The following is a 20168-nucleotide window of genomic DNA, read 5'->3' as shown; positions in this document are numbered from 1 at the left end:
CATGGCTGCCCTACCCCAGCAAACCGAGGCCCTGGGCGCGCTGCGCGTGCAGATCGACGCCATCGACCAGCAGCTGCTGAGCCTGCTCAACCAGCGCGCGCGCGTGGCCGAGCAGGTCGGCGAGCTCAAGCGCCAGGAGGGTTCGCCCTTCTTCCGTCCCGACCGTGTGGCCCAGGTGATCGAGAAGATCCAGACCGCCAACCCCGGCCCGCTGCTCAACCAGCACGTGGGCGCGATCTGGCGCGAGATCATGTCGGCCTGCCTGGCGCTCGAAACGCCGCAGCGCGTGGCCGTGCTCGGCCCGCAGGGCACCTTCTGCGAACAGGCCGCGGTCGAGTTCTTCGGCAGCGCCGCCAACCTCATTTACTGCAGCAGCTTCGACGAGGTGTTCCACGCCACCGCCGCGGGCACCGCGCAGTACGGCGTGGTGGGCATGGAGAACTCCACCGAAGGCGTGGTCGCGCGCTCGCTCGACCTGTTCCTGCGCTCGCCCGTGCACGTGGTGGGCGAGGTGAGCCTGCTGATCCGCCACAACCTGCTGCGCCGCGAGGCCGGTCTCGACGGCGTCGAGGTGGTCATGGCCCATCCGCAGGCGCTCGCGCAATGCCAGGGCTGGCTCACGCAGCACCTGCCGAATGCCGAACGCCGTGCGGTCTCTAGCAACGCCGAAGGCGCACGCCTGGCCGCCGAAGACCCGCGCTGCGCCGCGCTCGCGAGCGAACGCGCGGCCGCGCAGTTCGGCCTGCACATCGTCTCGCACGCGGTGCAGGACGAGGCCTACAACCGCACCCGCTTCGCCGTCATCTGCCTGCCCCAGACCCTGGCCATGCCGCCGGCCAGCGGGCGCGACTGCACCAGCCTCGTGGTCTCGGTGCCCAACCGGCCCGGCGCGGTGCACGACCTGCTCGTGCCGCTCAAGCGCCACGGCGTGTCCATGACGCGCTTCGAGTCGAGGCCCGCCAAGTCGGGCCAGTGGGAGTACTACTTCTACATCGACATCGCGGGCCATCCCTCGCAGCCGCACGTGGCCGCCGCGCTCGAAGAACTGCAAAGCCTGTGCGCCTTCTACAAGGTGCTGGGTGCCTACCCGGTGACCGAATGATGTTTGAACAGTTGGGTCTGATCGGCTGTGGCCTCATGGGAGGCTCGTTCGCGCTGGCGCTCAAGCGCGCGGGGCTGGTCAAACGCGTGGTGGGCTACAGCAAGTCGCCGTCCACCACCGAACGCGCACGCCAGCTCGGCGTGATCGACGTCGAGGCGCCGTCGGCGCTGCTGGCCGTGTCGGGCGCCGACCTCGTGCTGCTGGCCGTGCCCGTGGCCGCCACCGAGGCCACCTTCAAGGCCATCCGCCACCTGGTGCGCAACGACGTGCTCATCATGGACGTGGGCTCGACCAAGCGCGAGGTGATCGACGCCGCGCGCCGTGTGCTGCGCGAGCAGGTGGGCGTGTTCGTGCCGGCCCACCCCATCGCGGGCAAGGAACTCGCGGGTGTGGACCACGCCGACGCAGAGCTCTACCGCGGCCGCCAGGTCATCCTCACGCCGATCGAGCGCACCCTGCCCTCGCACGTGGACAAGGCCGAGCAGGTCTGGCGCGCGCTGGGCTGCCAGGTCAAGCGCATGACGCCCGAAGGCCACGACGCGGCCTATGCGGCCATCAGCCACCTGCCTCACCTGCTGGCCTTCGCACTCATGACCGCGATCAAGAACCAGCCCGAGGGCGAAGACTTCCTCTCGCTCGCGGGCCCGGGCTTTCGCGACTTCAGCCGCATCGCCGCGAGCGACGCCGCCATCTGGCGCGATATCCTGCTCTCCAACCGCGAAGAGCTCATCACACAGTCGCGCCACTTCCTGCGCGCGCTGCAGCAGTTCGAAAGCGTCATCAAGAATGGCGATGCGCAGGCGCTCGAAGACCTGATCGACGTCGCCAGCGAAGCTCGCGCGGGCTGGCGCATGACGGCCGTCAAGCCCCAGGGCTGAGGCCGCGCATGTACAGCATCCCCAGCCTCGACCTGCCCCCGCTCGCCACCGCCGGCGGCCGCGTGCGACTGCCCGGCTCCAAGAGCATTTCCAACCGCGTGCTGCTGCTCGCCGCGCTCAGCGAAGGCCCGACGCAGGTCGACGACCTGCTCGATTCCGACGACACCCGCGTGATGCTCGACGCGCTGCGCGCGCTGGGCTGCCAGATCGATACCACCGGCCCGCAATCGGTGCGTGTGCAGGGCATGGGCGGGCGGCTCGCCGTGCGCGAGGCCGCCTTGTTCCTGGGCAATGCCGGCACCGCCATGCGCCCGCTCACCGCCGCGCTCGCGCTCATGGCCACGGCCCAGGGCGCGCGCTTCGAGCTCTCTGGCGTGCCGCGCATGCACGAACGCCCCATCGGCGACCTGGTCGATGCCCTGCGCCAGCTCGGCTGCCCGGTGCAGTGCCTGCACAACGAGGGCTATCCGCCGCTGCGCATCGGCGACGGCCAGGTGCACCCGCTGCGGCTCGACGCCCCGATCCGCGTGCGCGGCGACGTGTCCAGCCAGTTCCTCACCGCGCTGCTGCTCGCGCTGCCGCTGGTGGCGCAGCACGGCGACGTGGTGATCGAGATGGCCACCGAGCTCATCTCCAAGCCCTACATCGAGATCACGCTCAACCTGCTCGAACGCTTCGGCGTGCGCGTGCAGCGCGACGGCTGGGACCGCTTCACCATCGCGCGCGGCAGCCGCTACACCTCGCCCGGGCGCATCGCCGTCGAGGCCGACGCGTCGTCGGCCAGCTACTTCATCGCGCTCGGCGCCATCGCCGCGCCCACGCCCGGCACCGACGGCATCGCCATCGATGGCATCGGCCTGTCGTCCATCCAGGGCGACATCCGTTTTGTCGAGGCCGCGCGCCTCATGGGCGCCGACATCGTCGGCGAAGACAACGCCCTGCGCGTGCGCCGCGGCGCCTGGCCGCTCAAGGCCATCGACCTCGACTGCAACCACATCCCCGACGCCGCGATGACGCTCGCGGTGATGGCGCTCTACGCCGACGGCACCACCACGCTGCGCAACATCGCGAGCTGGCGCGTGAAAGAAACCGACCGCATCGCGGCCATGGCCACCGAATGCCGCCAGCTCGGCGCCACGGTCGAAGAAGGCGCCGATTTCATCCGCATCACGCCGCCGCGCGGCCCCGCCGCCGGGCCGCCCCAAGGCGGGACAGCCCCCTCGGGGGGCAGCGAACCCCACGAAGTGGGGAGCGTGGGGGCGCATGGATGGCGGCAAGCGACGATTCACACCTACGACGACCACCGCGTCGCCATGTGCTTCTCGCTCGCGGCCTTCAACCCCGCGCAGCTGCCCGTGCGCATCGACGACCCGAAGTGCGTGGGCAAGACCTTCCCCGACTACTTCGAAACGCTGTTCAGCGTGTGCCGCACACCCGCCGAGCGCATCCCCGTGATCTGCATCGACGGCCCGACCGCCTCGGGCAAGGGCACGCTCGCGGCCGAGGTCGCGTCCACCCTCGGCTACCACCTGCTCGACTCGGGCGCGCTCTACCGCCTCGTGGGCCTGGCCGCCGAGCGCGAAGGCCTGTCCACCACCGAAGCCGACCTGCGCGACCCCGCCCACGCCGAGCGCATGGGCGAGCTCGCGGCCCGGCTCGACGTGCGCTTCACCCCCGGCAAGACCTGGCTCGAGGGCGAGGACGTGACCGAGGCCCTGCGCGCCGAGGCCGCCGGCATGGCTGCCTCGCGCGTGTCGGCCGTGCCCCAGGTGCGCGCCGCGCTGCTCGACCTGCAGCTCAATTTCCGCCACCTGCCCGGCCTGGTGGCCGACGGGCGCGACATGGGCACGGTGATCTTCCCGGGCGCGCCGCTCAAGGTCTACCTCACGGCCAGCGCCGAGCAGCGCGCCCTGCGCCGCCATAAGCAATTGATTTCAAAGGGAATCCCCGCTATACTCGCCGACCTTCTGGCCGATTTGCAGGCACGCGACGCGCGCGACATGAACCGCACGCACGCGCCCCTCAAGCCGGCCGAAGACGCGGTGCTGCTGGACAACTCCCACCTCGACATCGAGCAATCGGTGGCCCGGGTGCTGGACTGGTGGCACGGCAAACAGGCCTTCCCGGTTCGCTGAGCAGGCCTTTCTCCAGGCCCCGAAGACCCCGCCGGATGTTCCCCGTCCGCAGGTCCCAGGGTTCTTTCAACCAACCCGCCGTGTTTCGCACGGCACAAGCAACAACCGCCCAGCCGTCGTCTCCGCAGCCCTCCCGGGCCGCCCCCTGCCGACGCGAAGCGGTTCTCAGGAAACCCCATGTCTGAATCTTTTGCCGCTCTCTTCGAAGAGTCCCTGCAGCGCGCCGAAATGCGCGCTGGTGAAGTCATCACCGCGGAAGTCGTTCGCATCGAACACAACCACGTGGTGGTCAACGCCGGTCTGAAGTCGGAAGCCTATGTGCCGCTGGCCGAGTTCAAGAACGACCAGGGCGAGCTCGAAGTGCAGGTCGGCGACTTCGTGTCGGTCGCGATCGACTCCGTCGAGAACGGCTTCGGCGACACCCTGCTCTCGCGCGACAAGGCCAAGCGCCTGGCTTCGTGGATGGCCCTCGAGAAAGCCCTCGAGTCGGGTGAATTCGTCACCGGCACCACCACCAGCAAGGTCAAGGGCGGCCTCAAGGTCATGGTCAACGGCATCAGCGCCTTCCTGCCGGGCTCGCTGGTGGACAGCCGTCCCACCAAGGACCTCACCCCCTACGAGAACAAGACCCTGGAATTCAAGGTCATCAAGCTCGACCGCAAGCGCAACAACGTGGTGCTGAGCCGCCGTGCCGTGGTGGAAGCCTCCATGGGCGAAGAGCGCGCCAAGCTGATGGAGACCCTGAAAGAAGGCGCCATCGTGCACGGCGTGGTCAAGAACATCACCGAGTACGGCGCGTTCGTGGACCTCGGCGGCATCGACGGCCTGCTGCACATCACCGACATGGCCTGGCGCCGCGTGCGCCACCCCAGCGAGGTGGTGCAGGCCGGCCAGGAAATCACGGCCAAGATCCTCAAGTTCGACACCGAGAAGCAGCGCGTTTCGCTGGGCCTCAAGCAGATGGGCGACGACCCGTGGCTGGGCGTGAGCCGCCGCTACCCGCAAGGCACCCGCATGTTCGGCAAGGTCACCAACATCGCCGACTACGGCGCGTTCGTGGAACTCGAGCCCGGCATCGAAGGCCTGGTGCACGTCTCCGAAATGGACTGGACCAACAAGAACGTGGCCCCGTCCAAGCTGGTGTCGCTGGGCGACGAAGTCGAAGTCATGGTGCTCGACATCGACGAAGACAAGCGCCGCATTTCGCTGGGCATGAAGCAGTGCAAGGCCAACCCCTGGCACGAGTTCGCCGAGCAGACCAAGCGCGGTGACCGCGTGAAGGGCCCGATCAAGTCCATCACCGACTTCGGCGTGTTCGTCGGCCTGGCCGCCGGCATCGACGGCCTGGTGCACCTGTCCGACCTCTCGTGGAACGAGCCCGGCGAGCAAGCCGTGCGCAACTACAAGAAGGGCCAGGAAGTCGACGCCGTGGTGCTCGCCATCGACGTCGAGCGCGAGCGCATCAGCCTGGGCATCAAGCAGCTCGACGGCGACCCGTTCACCACCTTCGTGTCCGTCAACGACAAGGGCGCCGTGGTGACCGGCAAGGTCAAGACCGTGGACGCCAAGGGCGCTGAAATCGACCTCGGCGAGGACGTGATCGGCTACCTGCGTGCCTCCGAAATCAGCCGTGACCGCGTGGAAGACGCGCGCAACGTGCTGAAAGAAGGCGACGAAGTCTCTGCCGTGGTCGTCAACGTGGACCGCAAGACCCGCAACATCCAGCTCTCGATCAAGGCCAAGGACGCTGCCGACCAGCAGGAAGCCATGGCCAGCCTGAGCCAGAACGCGGGCAACGCCGGCACCACCAGCCTGGGCGCCCTGCTGCGCGCCAAGCTCGACAACAGCAACAACGGCCGCTGATGACCCGCAGCGATCTCGTTGAAGCCCTGGCGGCCCGTTTCGGCCAGCTCACCCACCGCGATGCGGAGTTCGCCGTCAAGGCGATCCTCGACGCGATGGGTGACGCCCTGGTCAAGGGCCATCGCATCGAGATCCGCGGGTTCGGCAGCTTCTCGGTGAATCGCCGCTCGCCCCGCATCGGACGCAACCCGCGTTCGGGCGAGAGCGTGATGATTCCCGAGAAGCGCGTGCCGCACTTCAAGCCCGGCAAGGCCCTGCGCGAGCAGGTGGACGAACGCACCAGGCTGCTGCTGCAACAAGGGCCCAAAGACCCGGCTTGAACCCTGCTGACTACAATCGCAGCCCACCACAGAGGGGATGCATTGAAGTACCTGATGTGGCTGCTCAACGCAGCCCTTTTTTTTGTGCTCTTCGCCTTCGCGCTGAACAACCAGGACAGCGTCACGCTGCACCTGTTCTTCGGCCACAGCTGGCAGGCGCCGCTCGTGCTGGTGCTGCTGGTGGTGCTGCTGCTCGGCGTGTTCCTGGGCGTGATCGTGATGCTGCCGCTGTGGCTGCGCGCCAAGCGCGCCCGGGCACGCGCCGGCCACACCACCTTCGGCGCGGACACCACCGTGATGCCCAACGAGCCCATCGATCGCCGGCATGGACTTTGACCTGACCTGGCTGCTCTGGGGCCTGCCCGTGGCGTTCGCGCTCGGCTGGGCCGCTTCGCGGCTCGACCTGCGCCAGTGGCGCTTCGAAAGCCGCCAGGCCCCCAAGGCCTATTTCCGCGGCCTCAACCACCTGCTCAACGAGCAGCAGGACCAGGCCATCGACGCCTTCATCGAGGCCGTGCAGGGCGACCCCGACACCACCGAGCTGCACTTCGCGCTCGGCAACCTGTTCCGCCGCCGCGGCGACTACGACCGCGCGGTGCGCGTGCACGAGCACCTGCTCGCGCGCGCCGACCTCAGCCGCAAGGACCGCGACCGCGCCCAGCACGCGCTCGCGCTCGACTTCCTCAAGGCCGGCCTGCTCGACCGCGCCGAATCGGCGCTGCACAAGCTCGAAGGCACGGCGTTCGAGAGCGAGGCCCGCCTGGCGCTGCTGGGCATCTACGAACGCTCGCGCGACTGGCCTCAGGCCCAGGCCATCGCCGAGAAGCTCGACGCCGTGGAACAGGGCAGCTTCACCACGCGCATCGCGCACTACCTGTGCGAGCAGGCCGAAACCGCGCACCGCCAGGGCGAGGCCGCGCACACGCGCGCCCTGCTCGACGAGGTGGTGCGCCGCGCGCCCGGCCTCGCGCGCGGCTGGATGGCGCGCTCGGCGCTGCGCTCGCAGCAGGGCGATGCTGCGGGCGCGCTCGACGACCTGCTCGCGCTCGCGCGCCAGGCGCCGCTGGCCCTGCCGCTGGCCGCGCGCGGCATGGCCGAGCTCGCGCGCCAGACCGGGCGCAGCGCGCCGGTGCGCGCCCTGCTCGAAGACGCTCAGGCGCAGGCGCCCTCGATCGACGTCACGGAGGCGCTCGCGCGCCTGGCCGAACAGCCCGAGGACGCGCGCCGCGCCTACCTGCGCCACCTCGACGCCGAACCTTCGCTCGTGATCGCCAGCCAGTGGCTCGCGGGCGAAACCCTGTCGGACGCCAAGGCCCAGGCCAGCGTGCAGCGCGCGTTCGACAACGCCAGCGGCCCGCTCAAGCGCTACCGCTGCGCGGCCTGCGGCTTCGAGGCGCGCCAGCACTTCTGGCAATGCCCGGGCTGCCAGGCCTGGGACAGCTACCCCGCGCGCCGCGTCGAAGAACTCTGAGCCGCGCGGCTCAGGGCTTTCCGTAGCCCCCGCCGCCCGGCGTGTGGATCTCGAACACGTCGCCCACGCCCATCTCGGCCTGGCCGATGTGCTGCAGATCCTCCTGGCGGCCATCGGCGCGCACCACGCGGTTGATGCCCGGCGCGCCGGGCGCGCCGCCCGCGGCCCCGAAGGCCGGGTGCACGCGCCCGTTGGACAGGATGCTCGCGGTCATGGGTTCGAGGAAGCGCACGCGGCGCACGCCGCCGTCGCCGCCGCGCCAGCGCCCCGCCCCGCCCGAGCCCTTGCGGATCTCGTAGCTCTCCAGCCGCACCGGAAAGCGGAACTCCAGGATCTCGGGATCGGTCAGGCGCGAGTTGGTCATGTGCGTCTGCACCACCGACGTGCCGTCAAAACCCTCGCCGGCGCCGCTGCCCCCCGAGATCGTCTCGTAGTACTGGTGCCGCGCGTTGCCGAAGGTGAAGTTGTTCATCGTCGGCTGGCTGCCCGCCATCACGCCCAGCGCGCCGTACAGCGCGTTGGTGATGCAGGTGGAGGTTTCCACGTTGCCCGCCACCACCGAGGCCGGCGGGTTGGGGTTGAGCATGCAGCCCGGCGGGATGATGACCTCGATGGGCTTGAGGCAGCCCGCGTTGAGCGGGATGTCGTCGTCCACCAGCGTGCGGAACACGTAGAGCACCGCGGCCATGCACACCGCCGTGGGCGCGTTGAAGTTGTTGGTCTGCTGCGGGCTGGTGCCGGTGAAGTCGATCTGCGCGCTGCGCGCGGCGGCGTTCACGCGCACCGCCACCCGGATCTGCGCACCGTTGTCCAGCGGCAGCGTGAACGCACCGTCTTTCAGGCGCGTGATCACGCGACGCACCGACTCCTCGGCGTTGTCCTGCACGTGGCGCATGTAGGCCTGCACCACGTCGAGCCCGAACTGATCGACCATCTTGCGCAGTTCCTGCACGCCCTTCTCGTTGGCCGCGATCTGCGCCTTGAGGTCGGCCATGTTCTGCTGCGGGTTGCGGCTCGGGTATTCGCCGCTCTGCAGCAGCGCGATCATCTCGGCCTCGCGCAGCCGGCCGCCTTCGACCAGCTTCACGTTGTCGATCTGCACGCCCTCTTCTTCGATGCGCGTGGAGAACGGCGGCATCGAGCCCGGCGTGGTGCCGCCGATGTCGGCGTGGTGGCCGCGCGATCCCACGTAGAAGGTGGGCTCGGCGGCGCCGCCGATGTAGACCGGCGTGATCACGGTCACGTCGGGCAGGTGGGTGCCGCCGTGGTACGGGTCGTTGAGCACGTACACGTCGCCGGGCTGCATGCGGCCGCGGTTCTCGCGGATCACGGTCTTGATGCTCTCGCCCATCGAGCCCAGGTGCACCGGCATGTGGGGCGCGTTGGCGATCAGGTTGCCCTGGTCGTCGAACAGCGCGCACGAAAAATCGAGCCGCTCCTTGATGTTCACCGAGTAGGCCGTGTTCTGCAGCTGCAGGCCCATCTGCTCGGCGATGTTCATGAACAGGTTGTTGAACACCTCGAGCAGCACCGGGTCGACCGTGGTGCCCACCGCGTGGCGCGTGGCGCGCGGCACGCGGCGCTCGAGCACCAGGTGGTCGAGCGCGGTGAGCTGGGCCTCCCAGCCCGGCTCCACCACGGTGGTGGCGTTCTTCTCGGCAATGATGGCCGGGCCGGGGATGACGTCGCCCGGGCGCAGGTCTTCGCGCACCACCAGCGCGGCGTCGAGCCACTGGCCTTCGGCGTACATGCGCACGGTGTCGCGGCGTGGCACTTCTCGCGGCTCGTGCAGCGCGTGGCGCGGCTCGGCGGGTGCATCGCCCGCCAGCACCGCCTCCACCGACACGGCCTCGGCGATCAGGCGCTTGCCCGGCATGAGGAAGGCGAAGCGCTGGCGGTACGCGGCCTCGAAGGCCGCTTCGATCGCGGCCAGCTCGCCGAAGGGCACCACGAGCGCGGCGTCGCTGCCCTCGTAGCGCACGTGCACGCGGCGGTGCAAGCGAAGCTCAATGGGCACCTCGCCCGCGCCCGCCTGCTGCGCGCGCAGCTCGTCGTGCGCGGCCTGCGCGAGCGCGTCGAGCTGCTGCGCGATGGGCGCCAGCGCGGCCGCGTCGAGCACGCGCTCCACCGCCTGCTCGCGGATCACGTTCTGGTCGGCCAGGCCCATGCCGTAGGCGCTCAGCACGCCCGCCAGCGGGTGCACGAACACGCGCTGCATGCCCAGGGCGTCGGCCACCAGGCAGGCGTGCTGTCCGCCCGCGCCGCCGAAGCATTGCAGGGTGTAGCGCGTCACGTCGTAGCCGCGCGCCACCGAGATCTTCTTGATCGCGTTGGCCATCTGCTGCACCGCGATGCGGATGAAGCCCTCGGCCACGTCTTCGGCGGTGCGGCCGGTCTGCTGCGCGAGCGCATCGAACTTCTCGCGCACCGCCTCGGCGCTCAAGGGCTCGTCGGCGTTGGGGCCGAACACCCGGGGGAAATGCGCGGGCTGGATCTTGCCCAGCATCACGTTGGCGTCGGTCACCGCGAGCGGGCCGCCGCGGCGGTAGCTCGCGGGCCCGGGGTTGGCGCCCGCGCTCTCGGGGCCCACGCGAAAGCGCGAGCCGTCGAAGCTCAGGATGGAGCCGCCACCCGCGGCCACGGTGTGGATGCTCATCATGGGCGCGCGCATGCGCACGCCGGCCACCTGGGTCTCGAACTCGCGCTCGAACGCGCCCGCGTAGTGCGACACGTCGGTGGACGTACCGCCCATGTCGAAGCCGATCACCTTGTCGTGGCCCGCCAGCGTGGCGGTGCGTGCCATGCCCACGATGCCGCCCGCCGGGCCCGAGAGGATCGCGTCCTTGCCCTGGAAGCGGTGCGCGTCGGTGAGGCCGCCGCTGCTCTGCATGAAGAACAGCGGCACGCCCGGCATCTCGCCGGCCACCTGGTCCACATAGCGGCGCAGGATGGGCGAGAGGTAGGCGTCGACCACGGTGGTGTCGCCGCGGCTCACGAACTTCATCATCGGGCTGGTCTCGTGCGAGGTGCTCACCTGCGTGAAGCCGATCTCGCGCGCCAGCCGCGCGGCCGCGGCCTCGTGCGCCGTGTGGCGGTAGCCGTGCATGAACACGATGGCCACGCTGCGCAGGCCGGCGTCGAACGCCGCCCACAGGCGCTCGCGCAGGTGGGCTTGGTCGAGCGGCTCGATCACTTCACCGCCTGCGCCCATGCGCTCTTGCGCCTCGATCACGCGGCTGTAGAGCAGTTCGGGCAGCACGATGTGGCGCTCGAACAGGCGCGGCCGGTTCTGGTACGCGATGCGCAGCGCATCGCGAAAGCCGCGCGTGGTCACGAGCAGCGTGGGCTCGCCCTTGCGTTCGAGCAGTGCGTTGGTGGCCACCGTGGTGCCCATCTTCACGCAGGCCACCTGCGCGGGCGTCACCGCCTCGCCGGCCTTCAGGCCCAGCAGGTGGCGGATGCCCGCCACCGCGGCGTCGCGGTAGTGCTCGGGGTTTTCCGACAGCAGCTTGTGCGTGGTGAGCGTGCCGTCGGGGCGCTTGGCCACGATGTCGGTGAAGGTGCCGCCGCGGTCGATCCAGAACTGCCAGCGGGTGTCGATTGAAGGGTTCATGGGGTTCACAGCGATGCCGCGGAACGCGCGGCCTGGTCGTAGATGCCGGAGAGCACGCGCAGCAGCCGCGCGAGTTCGCCGATGTCGTGGTTGAGCGCGTCGTCGGCGCGCAGCGCGTTGATGAGGCAGGTCTCGCGGATCTCGCGGTAGCGCGTGACGTAGCCCTTGCCGGCGTCGGTGGGCGCGTAGGTCACCTCCTTGCCGTTCTTGCTCGACTCCACCATGCCCAGGCCCTGCAGCTTCTTGAGCGCGTAGTTGATGAGGTGGGTGTCTTCCACGTTCATGATGAAGGCGATGTCGGCCAGGCGCTTGTCGCGCGCCCGGTGCGACACGTGGTGCAGCACCAGCACGTCGAGCGCGGTGAGGTCTTTGAGGCCCGCGGCCGACATGCAGTGCACCACCCAGCGGTGAAAGGCATTGCCCGCCACGATGAGGCCGAACTCGAACTCGCTCATCTCGGCGCTGTGCGGCGACACGAGGTGGGCCGAGGACACGATGGGCGATGTGGCGGCGGTTGGCTTGGCGCTTGCTTTGGACTTGGCCATGGCGGCGGGCGTGCGTGATTTCGGTGCGCGGCAGTTTAGGCGTTATGCCGACGATTTGCCAACGATTTGTTGACATCAAGGGAAAACACCGATCACACTTTGCACGCTGCCCGATAGAGTCGGCGCGCCGCCTACGCAGCACACCACGCGTCCCCACCCCTTGGAGTCCCCCACCATGAAACGTCGCCTGTTCAGCCTCACCGTGGCCGCCGCCGCCCTGGCCTCCAGCCTGCCCGCCCTGGCCCAGACCAGCTGGGACCTGCCCGCCGCCTACCCCGCGACCAACTTCCATTCGGTCAACCTCGCCACCTTCGCGAGCGACGTCGAGAAGGCCTCCAACGGCAAGCTCAAGATCACGGTGCACCCCGGCGCTTCGCTGTTCAAGGCGCCCGAGATCAAGCGCGCCGTGCAGGGCGGCCAGGCCCAGGCCGGCGAGATCCTGCTCACGGCCTACCAGAACGAATGGCAGATGTTCGGCGCCGACGGCATCCCCTTCCTGGCCACCAGCTACGCCGACTCGAAGAAGCTCTACGCCGCGCAAAAGCCCATCCTGCAGAAGAAGCTCGCCGAGCAGGGCATGGTGCTGCTCTACGCCGTGGCCTGGCCGCCGCAGGGCCTGTACAGCAAGAAGCCCGTGGCCAGCGCGGCCGATCTCAAGGGCAGCAAGTGGCGCGCCTACAGCCCGGCCACCTCGCGCATCGCCGAACTCGTGGGCGCGCAGCCCGTCACGGTGCAGGCCGCCGAGCTCTCGCAGGCCCTGGCCACCGGCGTGGTCGAGAACAACATGACCTCGGGCGCCACGGGCGTGGACAGCAAGCTCTACGAGCACCTCAAGTTCTACTACGACGTGCAGGCCTGGCTGCCCAAGAACGCGGTCATCGTGAACAAGAAGGCCTTCGACGCGCTCGACAAGCCCACGCAGGACGCGCTGCTCAAGGCCGCCGCCGACGCCGAGGCCCGCGGCTGGGCCGCCTCCGAAAAGGTCAACACCGACACCATGGCCACGCTCAAGGCCAATGGCATGTCGGTGGAGCCGCCGTCCGCCGCGCTCAAGGCCGACCTGCAGAAGGTGGGCGCCACCATGCTGCAGGAATGGCTGAGCAAGGCCGGCCCCGAGGGCCAGCAGATGATCGACGCCTACCGCAAGTGAGCGCATGCGCAAAACGCTGGACGCTCTCTACCTCGGCGCGGGCTGGCTCGCCGCGCTGTTCATGATCGGCGTGCTCGTCATGGTGTTGTTGTCCATCGTGAGCCGGCTCGCCGGCTTCTACGTGCCGGGCACCGACGCCTACGCGGGCTACGCCATGGCCGGCGCGGGCTTTCTCGCGCTGGCCCACACGCTCAAGCAGAACGAGCACATCCGCGTCACGCTCATCATCGGCAAGCTCACCGGCGGTGCGCGCCGCGGCATGGAGCTCTGGGCCTTGTCGGTCGCGGTGCTCATGAGCGGCGCGCTCGCGTGGTTCTCGTGGCGGCTGGTGTGGCAATCGCACCAGTTCCACGACATCTCCACCGCGTCCGACGCCACGCCGCTGTGGATCCCGCAGATCCTCATGGGCCTGGGCTGCACCGTGCTGCTCGTGGCGCTGATCGACGAGTGGGTGCTCGAACTGCAAGGCCAACGCCTGCGCACCGAAGCGGAGACCCGCCATGAATGAGTTCGTCGTCACCAGCCTGCTCATCGTGGCGCTGTTCGTGCTGCTGGGCAGCGGCGTGTGGATCGGCCTCACGCTCGCGGGCGTGGCCTGGATCGGCATGGAGCTGTTCTCCTCGCGCCCCGCGGGCGACGCCATGGCGCTCACCATCTGGGGCTCGGCGAGCAGCTGGACGCTCACCGCGCTGCCGCTGTTCGTGTGGATGGGCGAGATCCTCTTTCGCACCAAGCTGTCCGAGAGCATGTTCAAAGGCCTTGCGCCCTGGGTCAACGCGCTGCCGGGCCGGCTGCTGCACACCAACATCCTGGGCAGCACCATCTTCGCGGCGGTCTCGGGCTCTTCGGCGGCCACCTGCGCCACCATCGGCAAGATGACCATCCCCGAGCTCACGCGGCGCGGCTACCCGGCCGAGAAGATCGTGGGCTCGCTCGGCGGCGCGAGCACGCTGGGCCTGCTGATCCCGCCCTCGATCATCATGATCGTCTACGGCGTGGCGGCCGAGGTGTCCATCGCCAAGCTGTTCGTGGCCGGCGTGATCCCGGGCATCCTGCTCGCGGCGCTGTTCAGCGGCTCGCTCATCGTCTGGGCCCTGCTCAACCCCGGCAAGGTGCCCAGCGCCGACGCGGGCATGGGCTTCGCCGAGAAGGTGCGCGAATCGCGCCACCTGATCCCGGTGGTGCTGCTGATCGGCAGCGTGATCGGCGCGATCTACAGCGGCATCGCCACCGCCACCGAGGCCGCGGCCATCGGCGTGGTGGGCTCGCTGATCCTGTCCGCTTCGCAGGGCTCGCTCAACTGGCAGAGCTTTCGCGACGCGCTGCTCGGCGCCACGCGGCTGTACTGCATGATCGCGCTGATCCTCGCGGGCGCGGCCTTCCTCACGCTGTCCATGGGCTACATCGGCCTGCCGCGGCACCTGGCCGAATGGGTGGGCGGGCTGGGCCTGTCGCCGGGCATGCTGCTGATCGCGCTGGCGGTGTTCTACATCGTGCTGGGCTGCTTCCTCGACGGCATCTCCATGATCGTGCTCACCATGGGCGTGATCCTGCCCACCGTCACGGCCGCGGGCATCGACCTGATCTGGTTCGGCATCTTCATCGTGATCGTGGTCGAGATGGCGCAGATCACGCCGCCCGTGGGCTTCAACCTGTTCGTGCTGCAAGGCATGACCCGGCGCGAAATCACCTGGATCGCGGTGGCCTGCCTGCCCTACTTCTTCATCATGGTGCTGGCCGTGCTGCTGCTGTACTGGTTCCCGGGGCTGGTCACCTGGATGCCGTCGAAGATGTGAGCGCCCGGCACCAGCCACTAAACTGCACACCCCGCGTCCCCAGGGCCGCGGGGTTTGTTTTTCCCGGAGACCCGTTTCGTGTTCAAGAACCTCACGCTCTACCGCATCGCGCCCGGCTGGTCGCCCACGCCCGATGCGATGGAGAAAGCGCTCGATGGCGCGCGCTTCGTGCCCTGCACCGCCACACAGGACAAATCGGTCGGCTGGGTGGAGCCGCGCGGCGAAGCGCATGGCCCGCTGGTCGAGGCCGTGGCCGGCCAGCGCATCCTCAAGCTGCAGATCGAAACCAAGGCCGTGCCCGGCGCCGTGGTGCGGCGCAAGGCCCAGGAGGCGGCCGACCACATCGAAGCCACCACCGGCCGCAAGCCCGGCAAGAAGGAAACCAAGGGCCTGCGCGAAGACGCGCTGCTCGCGCTGCTGCCCCAGGCCTTCGCGCGCCAGCAGTCGGCCTGGATCTGGATCGACCCCGAACGCGGCTGGCTCGCCACCGACGCCAGCAGCCAGGGCAAGCTCGACGACATCGTGACCGCGCTGGTGCGCGCCTTCGACGGCCTGGCCGTCACGCTGTTCAACACCCAGGTGACGCCGCAGGCGGCCATGACGCAGTGGCTCAGCGTGACCGACACCGAACAATGGCCCGAGGGCCTGGCCGTGGAGCGCGACTGCGAGCTGCGATCGAGCGACGAAGAGCGCTCGGTGGTGCGCTTCACGCGCCACCACCTGTTCAACGACGAGGTGCGCCGCCACATCAGCGAAGGCAAGCTGCCCACGCGGCTCGCGCTCAACTGGGAAGGCCGCGTGAGCTTCGTGCTCACGGAAAGCATGGCGCTCAAGAAGATCCAGTTCCTCGAGGGCGTGTTCGAAGACGCCGGCAGCGAGGAGCAGTCCTTCGACACCAACGTGGCCATCGGCACCGGCGAGCTGCGCGGCGTGCTCGACGCGCTGATCGCCGCGCTCGGCGGCGAACTGCAGCCGGGCCAGGTGCCCGGGCATGAGGGCAGCGCCAGCGGTACCGGCACCGTGACCACCGGCGCCGGCTTCGCCGCGGCCAGCACCGCCACGGCCACCGCCGACGGCGACGCGCCCTTCTGAGCATGCAGCCCGTGCTCGCCATCTGCATCGGCGCCTGCGCGGGCGCCTTGCTGCGCTGGCGGCTCGGGCTGTGGCTGAACACGCCGCACGCGCTGCTGCCCTGGGGCACGCTCGCGGCCAACTGGGTCGGCGCTTACGCCATCGGCCTCACGTTCGCGGTGCTGCAGGCCAACCCGCACATCGACCCGGTGTGGCGCCTGGCCATCGTCACCGGCCTGCTGGGCGCGCTCACCACCTTCTCCACCTTCTCGATCGAGGTGGTCATGCTGCTGCAGCAGGGCCGCGTGCTCATGGCCTTCGGCGTATCGGCGCTGCACCTCATGGGCTCGCTGCTGCTCACCTGGCTGGGCCTGAAGACCCTGGCCTGAGGGCGGACGACGCTGCCGCGCGCCTCAGGCCGCGGTCGCACGCCCCAGCACGTCGATCACGGGCCAGCCGTGCGCCTGTGCGTGGGCCTGCAGTTGTGCATCGGGGTTCACCGCGACCGGCCGGCCCACGCGGCTGAGCAGGGGCAGGTCGTTGATCGAGTCGCTGTAGAACCAGGCGCGGTCGAGTTCATCGGGCGAGCGGCCGTGCGCCTGCAACCAGGCCAGCAGCCGGTGCAGCTTGCCATCACGCATGTTGGGCGTGCCCTGCACGCGGCCGCTGTAGCGGCCGTCCACCAGTTCGAGGTCGGTGGCGATCCAGTGCGCAAAGCCCAGCTCGGCCGCGCTGCGGGCGGCGATCACGCGGTTGCTCGCGGTGGTGAGCAGCAGTGCATGACCTTGCGCCCGGTGGCTCTCCACCAGCGCGCGCGCGGCATCGGGCAGGCGCGGCAGCACCTCCTCGGCGAGGAAGCGGTCCTGCCAGGGCGCCCAGTCGGCCGGGCTGCGGCCGGCCAGCAGGCCCGCATAGAAGTCGCTGAAGGCCTGCGCGCCCACGCGGCCCGCGCGGTAGTCGCGGCCCATGCGCTCGTTGGCCTCGGCCATGGCCGGCCCGATCACGCCGTGGCGGATCATGAAGCGGCACCAGAGGTCGTCGCCGTCGCCGTCGAGCAGCGTGTGGTCGAGATCGAACAAGGCCAGCGGGGGCGGTGTCTGAGGGGTCATGGCGGCAGTTGTTCGATGGCGCTGAGGTCTTTGAGGCCCACCCCGGTGAGGCCGCGGCGCAGCGCGTGCTGCACCAGCCAGGCCAGGCGCTGCGCGGCAGCGGCCGGGGCCAGGCCCTCGGGGCGGATGTTGCTCACGCAGTTGCGCTCGGCGTCGGTGCGGCCCACGCGCGGCGCGTGCGTGAGGTAGGCGCCCAGGCTGTCGGCGGCGCTCAGGCCCGGGCGTTCGCCCAGCAGCACCAGCACCAGCCGCGCCTGCAGCGCCGCGCCGATTTCGTCGCCCAGCGCCACGCGCGCCTGCGTGGCGACCACCGGCGGGGCCCAGCGCAGGCCGGCCGGGGCCAGGGCGTCGCGCAGGGCCTGCAGCACGGGCAGCGCGTGCTGCGCCGTGGCCAGGGCGGACAGGCCGTCGCCCAGCACCACCGCGAGGTCCACCGGGCCGGTGGCGGCGTCGCGCAAGGCCTGCAGATCTTCGGGGCGCAGGCGGCGGCCGCGGTCGGGGCGGCGCAGGTAGTCCTCGCGCGTGGGCGCCTGGCTGGCCACGCGCAGCGGCGCCCAGCCGGCGCCGGCGAGCGCGGCGCACAGCGCATCCACGTCGAGCGGCACATGCACCGCGTCGCGCGCCCTCGCGTGCGCGGCGGCAAAGCGCAGCAGCTCGTCGGTGGGCAGGCTGTCGCCCGAGCGGCCCAGCGCGATGCGCGCCGGCGTGTGGCGGCGCAGCGCCACCCAGGGGTCGGGCGCGCGCGGCGGGTCGGCCGGGGGCAGCGGTCCGTTCATGGCGCCTCCAGCCAGGGGCTGAAGCCGCGCGCAAGCGCGGGCAGTTCGCGCGCCGGGCGCACCCTGCCCTGCGCATCGGTGATGCCCTGCGCCTGCAGCCAGGCCTCGAACTCGGGCGCGCGGCGCTTGCCCAGCAGCTGGCGCACGAACAGCGCGTCGTGGAACGAGGTGCTCTGGTAGTTGAGCATCACGTCGTCCGCGCCGGGCACGCCCATCATGAAGTTCAGGCCCGCGCTGGCCAGCAGCACGAGCAGGTTGTCCATGTCGTCCTGGTCGGCCTCGGCGTGGTTGGTGTAGCAGATGTCGCAACCCATGGGCAGGCCGAGCAGCTTGCCGCAGAAGTGGTCTTCGAGGCCCGCGCGAACGATCTGCTTGCCGTCGTAGAGGTACTCGGGGCCGATGAAGCCCACCACGGTGTTCACCAGCAGCGGGCGGTAGCGCCGCGCCACCGCGTAGGCCCGGGCCTCGATCGTCTGCTGGTCCACGCCGTGGTGGGCGCCGGCCGACAGCGCGCTGCCCTGGCCGGTCTCGAAGTACATGCAGTGGTCGCCCAGCGTGCCGCGGCGCTGCGCGAGCGCGGCCGCATGCGCCTCGTCGAGCAGGCCCAGGTGGATGCCGAAGCTGCGGTTGGTGGCCTCGGTGCCGCCGATGCTCTGGAACACCAGGTCCACCGGCGCGCCCTGCGCCATCGCCTGCAGCGTGTTGGTCACGTGCGTGAGCACGCAGGCCTGCGTGGGCACGCCGTGGCCCTGCACGAGCCCGTCGAACAGGTGCAGCAGCCGCACCAGCTCGGGCACGCTGTCGCTCACTGGGTTCACGCCGATGCACGCATCGCCCGCGCCATAGAGCAGGCCGTCGACCACGCTCGCCAGGATGCCGGCCGGGCTGTCGGCCGGGTGGTTGGGTTGCAGGCGCACCGCGAGGTGGCCGCGCAGGCCGATCGTGTTGCGAAACCGGGTGACCACTTCGCAGCGGCTGGCCACCAGGATCAGGTCCTGGTTGCGCATGAGCTTGCTCACCGCGGCCACCATCTCGGGCGTGAGCCCGGGCGCGAGCGCGCGCAGCGCGGCGGTGTCGGCCGCGTCCGAGAGCAGCCAGTCGCGAAAGCCGCCCACGGTGAGGTGGGCCACGGGCGCGAAGGCCGGCGCGTCGTGGGTGTCGACGATCAGCCGCGTGACCTCGTCGTCTTCGTAGGGCACCACGGCTTCGTTCAGGAAGTGGCGCAGCGGCAGATCGGCCAGCGCCTCGCGCGCGGCCACGCGCTGCTGCGCGCTGCCGGCGGCGATGCCCGCGAGCTCGTCGCCCGATCGCGCGGGCGAGGCGCAGGCCAGCAGGGCGCGCAGGTCGCTGAAGGTGTGGCGCTCGCCGCCAGCCAGGGCGCGCATCACAGGGGCACCCCTTGGCCGAAGTCCTGCACGTAGCTGCTGTGGGTGCACAGGCCGTGTGCCGGCGTCCAGCGGTGCAGCGAGACCTTGGGCGGCTCCAGTTGCGCGAGCAGGGGCGCACCGGGCCGCAGGTCGAGCCGGATCTGGTGCGACACCGACGGCGCCACATGCAGCGGCGCACCGCCAAACTGCATCTGCACCGGGCGGTGCAGGTGGCCGCACAGGATGCCCTGCACCGCGCCGTGGGCGCGCACCAGCGCGGCGAGCTCGTCGCCGCCTTCCAGCAGGCTGCACGCGTCCATGGCCTCGATGCCCGTGGGCAGCGGCGGGTGGTGCATGAACAGCAGCACCGGCTCGCCGCGGCAGGCGCCCAGCGCGCGCGCGAGCCAGGCGAGCTGCACCGGCGGCAGGGCGCCGTGCGAGCGCATGGGTACCACGGTATCGAGCGCGATCAGGTGCAGGCCGCCCACGCGCACGCGGTAGCAGCACGCACCAGACGGGGCGTCGGCGGCCACCGGCATGCACTGCGGCAGTGCCGCCTGCGCCACCTTGGGGTCGTCGTGGTTGCCGGGCACGGCATAGACCGGCATGGGCAGCGGGGCCAGCGCGGCCAGCACCTGGGCGTACTCGGCCGCGCTGCCGCGCTCGGTGAGGTCGCCGGTGAGCAGCACCACATCGGGCGCGGGCCGCAGGGCCGCCACGTGCGCCACCGCCTGCTGCAGCGCGGCCCGCGTGTCCATGCGCCCGCCGAGAAAGTCGGGGCCGGTGCCCACGTGCGGGTCCGACAACTGGGCGATGAGCAGGGGGGCGTTCATGGGGAAGGCAGTTTATTCATGGTTTCAACGCATATCCAAGCTTTTTGTTGGAATCATTCTTGCTTTTGTGGATTTCACATGGTTGTCACGATGCCTGTTGAGCATTTGCCGTGCCACTTCCCCGTTCCACCTTTTTTTA

Annotated in this window: 18 protein-coding genes; 12 read left to right on the top strand and 6 right to left on the bottom strand. The window is 70.1% G+C overall.

All coding sequences use genetic code 11. The features are described from left to right. Window position 1: 1 nt before the first annotated feature. The 7 genes from pheA (at window position 2) to lapB (ending at window position 7769) form a co-directional block, all read left to right on the top strand. Entirely contained in the window at window positions 2-1102 is a 1101-nt protein-coding gene (gene pheA / locus G9Q37_RS03885) for a prephenate dehydratase (RefSeq protein ID WP_166224834.1), read from the top strand. Next, entirely contained in the window at window positions 1102-1980 is an 879-nt protein-coding gene (locus G9Q37_RS03880) for a prephenate dehydrogenase (RefSeq protein WP_166230938.1), read from the top strand. Before pheA ends, G9Q37_RS03880 begins: the two co-directional genes overlap by 1 nt. Before the next feature lie 8 nt (window positions 1981-1988). Then, on the top strand, window positions 1989-4115 hold the full coding sequence (locus G9Q37_RS03875) for a bifunctional 3-phosphoshikimate 1-carboxyvinyltransferase/cytidylate kinase (RefSeq protein ID WP_166224831.1): 2127 nt from the start codon (window positions 1989-1991) through the stop codon (window positions 4113-4115). A gap of 177 nt (window positions 4116-4292) precedes the next feature. Further along, window positions 4293-5978 (top strand): 30S ribosomal protein S1, encoded by a 1686-nt coding sequence (gene rpsA / locus G9Q37_RS03870; RefSeq protein WP_166224828.1) that lies wholly within the window; start codon window positions 4293-4295, stop codon window positions 5976-5978. Next, the gene (locus G9Q37_RS03865; protein ID WP_166224825.1) at window positions 5978-6298 is read left to right on the top strand and encodes an integration host factor subunit beta; all 321 of its coding nucleotides are present in this window, start codon (window positions 5978-5980) and stop codon (window positions 6296-6298) included. The genes rpsA and G9Q37_RS03865 overlap by 1 nt, the downstream gene beginning before the upstream one ends. Window positions 6299-6340: 42 nt before the next feature. Beyond that, window positions 6341-6634, top strand: coding sequence for a lipopolysaccharide assembly protein LapA domain-containing protein (locus G9Q37_RS03860; RefSeq protein WP_166224822.1), 294 nt, complete (start codon window positions 6341-6343; stop codon window positions 6632-6634). Beyond that, window positions 6624-7769: a lipopolysaccharide assembly protein LapB gene (gene lapB / locus G9Q37_RS03855; protein WP_166224819.1), complete on the top strand. Its 1146-nt coding sequence runs from the start codon at window positions 6624-6626 to the stop codon at window positions 7767-7769. The genes G9Q37_RS03860 and lapB overlap by 11 nt, the downstream gene beginning before the upstream one ends. Before the next feature lie 10 nt (window positions 7770-7779). Here lapB and G9Q37_RS03850 read toward each other — a convergent pair whose 3' ends face one another. Together G9Q37_RS03850 and G9Q37_RS03845 are read right to left on the bottom strand one after the other, a co-directional pair. Beyond that, a complete protein-coding gene (locus tag G9Q37_RS03850) occupies window positions 7780-11382 on the bottom strand; it encodes a hydantoinase B/oxoprolinase family protein (protein ID WP_166224816.1) in 3603 nt (1200 codons plus the stop codon). Window positions 11383-11387: 5 nt separating this feature from the next. Continuing rightward, window positions 11388-11927: a winged helix DNA-binding protein gene (locus tag G9Q37_RS03845; RefSeq protein WP_166224813.1), complete on the bottom strand. Its 540-nt coding sequence runs from the start codon at window positions 11925-11927 to the stop codon at window positions 11388-11390. Between the two features lie 175 nt (window positions 11928-12102). On the opposite strand from G9Q37_RS03845, the gene G9Q37_RS03840 reads away from it, so the two are divergent. The 5 genes from G9Q37_RS03840 (at window position 12103) to crcB (ending at window position 16333) form a co-directional block, all read left to right on the top strand. Next, window positions 12103-13077 (top strand): TRAP transporter substrate-binding protein, encoded by a 975-nt coding sequence (locus G9Q37_RS03840; protein WP_166224810.1) that lies wholly within the window; start codon window positions 12103-12105, stop codon window positions 13075-13077. A 4-nt stretch (window positions 13078-13081) separates the two neighbouring features. Continuing rightward, the gene (locus tag G9Q37_RS03835; RefSeq protein WP_166224806.1) at window positions 13082-13585 is read left to right on the top strand and encodes a TRAP transporter small permease; all 504 of its coding nucleotides are present in this window, start codon (window positions 13082-13084) and stop codon (window positions 13583-13585) included. Continuing rightward, window positions 13578-14873: a TRAP transporter large permease gene (locus G9Q37_RS03830; protein WP_166224803.1), complete on the top strand. Its 1296-nt coding sequence runs from the start codon at window positions 13578-13580 to the stop codon at window positions 14871-14873. The genes G9Q37_RS03835 and G9Q37_RS03830 overlap by 8 nt, the downstream gene beginning before the upstream one ends. 78 nt (window positions 14874-14951) lie before the next feature. Next, window positions 14952-15965, top strand: a complete 1014-nt coding sequence (locus G9Q37_RS03825) for a recombination-associated protein RdgC (RefSeq protein WP_166224800.1) — start codon at window positions 14952-14954, stop codon at window positions 15963-15965. A 2-nt stretch (window positions 15966-15967) separates the two neighbouring features. Further along, a complete protein-coding gene (gene crcB / locus G9Q37_RS03820; protein ID WP_166224797.1) occupies window positions 15968-16333 on the top strand; it encodes a fluoride efflux transporter CrcB in 366 nt (121 codons plus the stop codon). A gap of 24 nt (window positions 16334-16357) precedes the next feature. On the opposite strand, the gene G9Q37_RS03815 is transcribed toward crcB, so the two are convergent. Genes G9Q37_RS03815 through G9Q37_RS03800 form a run of 4 tightly spaced genes read right to left on the bottom strand, consistent with a single transcriptional unit; the run spans window position 16358 to window position 20029 of the window. Beyond that, on the bottom strand, window positions 16358-17053 hold the full coding sequence (locus G9Q37_RS03815; RefSeq protein WP_166224795.1) for an HAD family hydrolase: 696 nt from the start codon (window positions 17051-17053) through the stop codon (window positions 16358-16360). Then, window positions 17050-17829 carry an ethanolamine ammonia-lyase subunit EutC gene (gene eutC / locus G9Q37_RS03810; RefSeq protein ID WP_166224792.1) on the bottom strand — a complete coding sequence of 260 codons (780 nt, stop codon included), beginning with the start codon at window positions 17827-17829 and terminating at the stop codon, window positions 17050-17052. The genes G9Q37_RS03815 and eutC overlap by 4 nt, the downstream gene beginning before the upstream one ends. Further along, window positions 17826-19214 (bottom strand): ethanolamine ammonia-lyase subunit EutB, encoded by a 1389-nt coding sequence (locus G9Q37_RS03805; protein ID WP_166224789.1) that lies wholly within the window; start codon window positions 19212-19214, stop codon window positions 17826-17828. The genes eutC and G9Q37_RS03805 overlap by 4 nt, the downstream gene beginning before the upstream one ends. Continuing rightward, complete coding sequence (locus tag G9Q37_RS03800) at window positions 19214-20029, bottom strand: phosphodiesterase (RefSeq protein ID WP_166224786.1); 816 nt, start codon at window positions 20027-20029, stop codon at window positions 19214-19216. Before G9Q37_RS03800 ends, G9Q37_RS03805 begins: the two co-directional genes overlap by 1 nt. Between the last annotated feature and the right edge of the window lie 139 nt (window positions 20030-20168).

Source organism: Hydrogenophaga crocea, from assembly GCF_011388215.1.
GTDB lineage: Bacteria > Pseudomonadota > Gammaproteobacteria > Burkholderiales > Burkholderiaceae_C > Hydrogenophaga > Hydrogenophaga crocea.
Note: the sequence above shows the minus strand (reverse complement) of the source record. Positions and strands in the feature narration are given on the sequence as shown.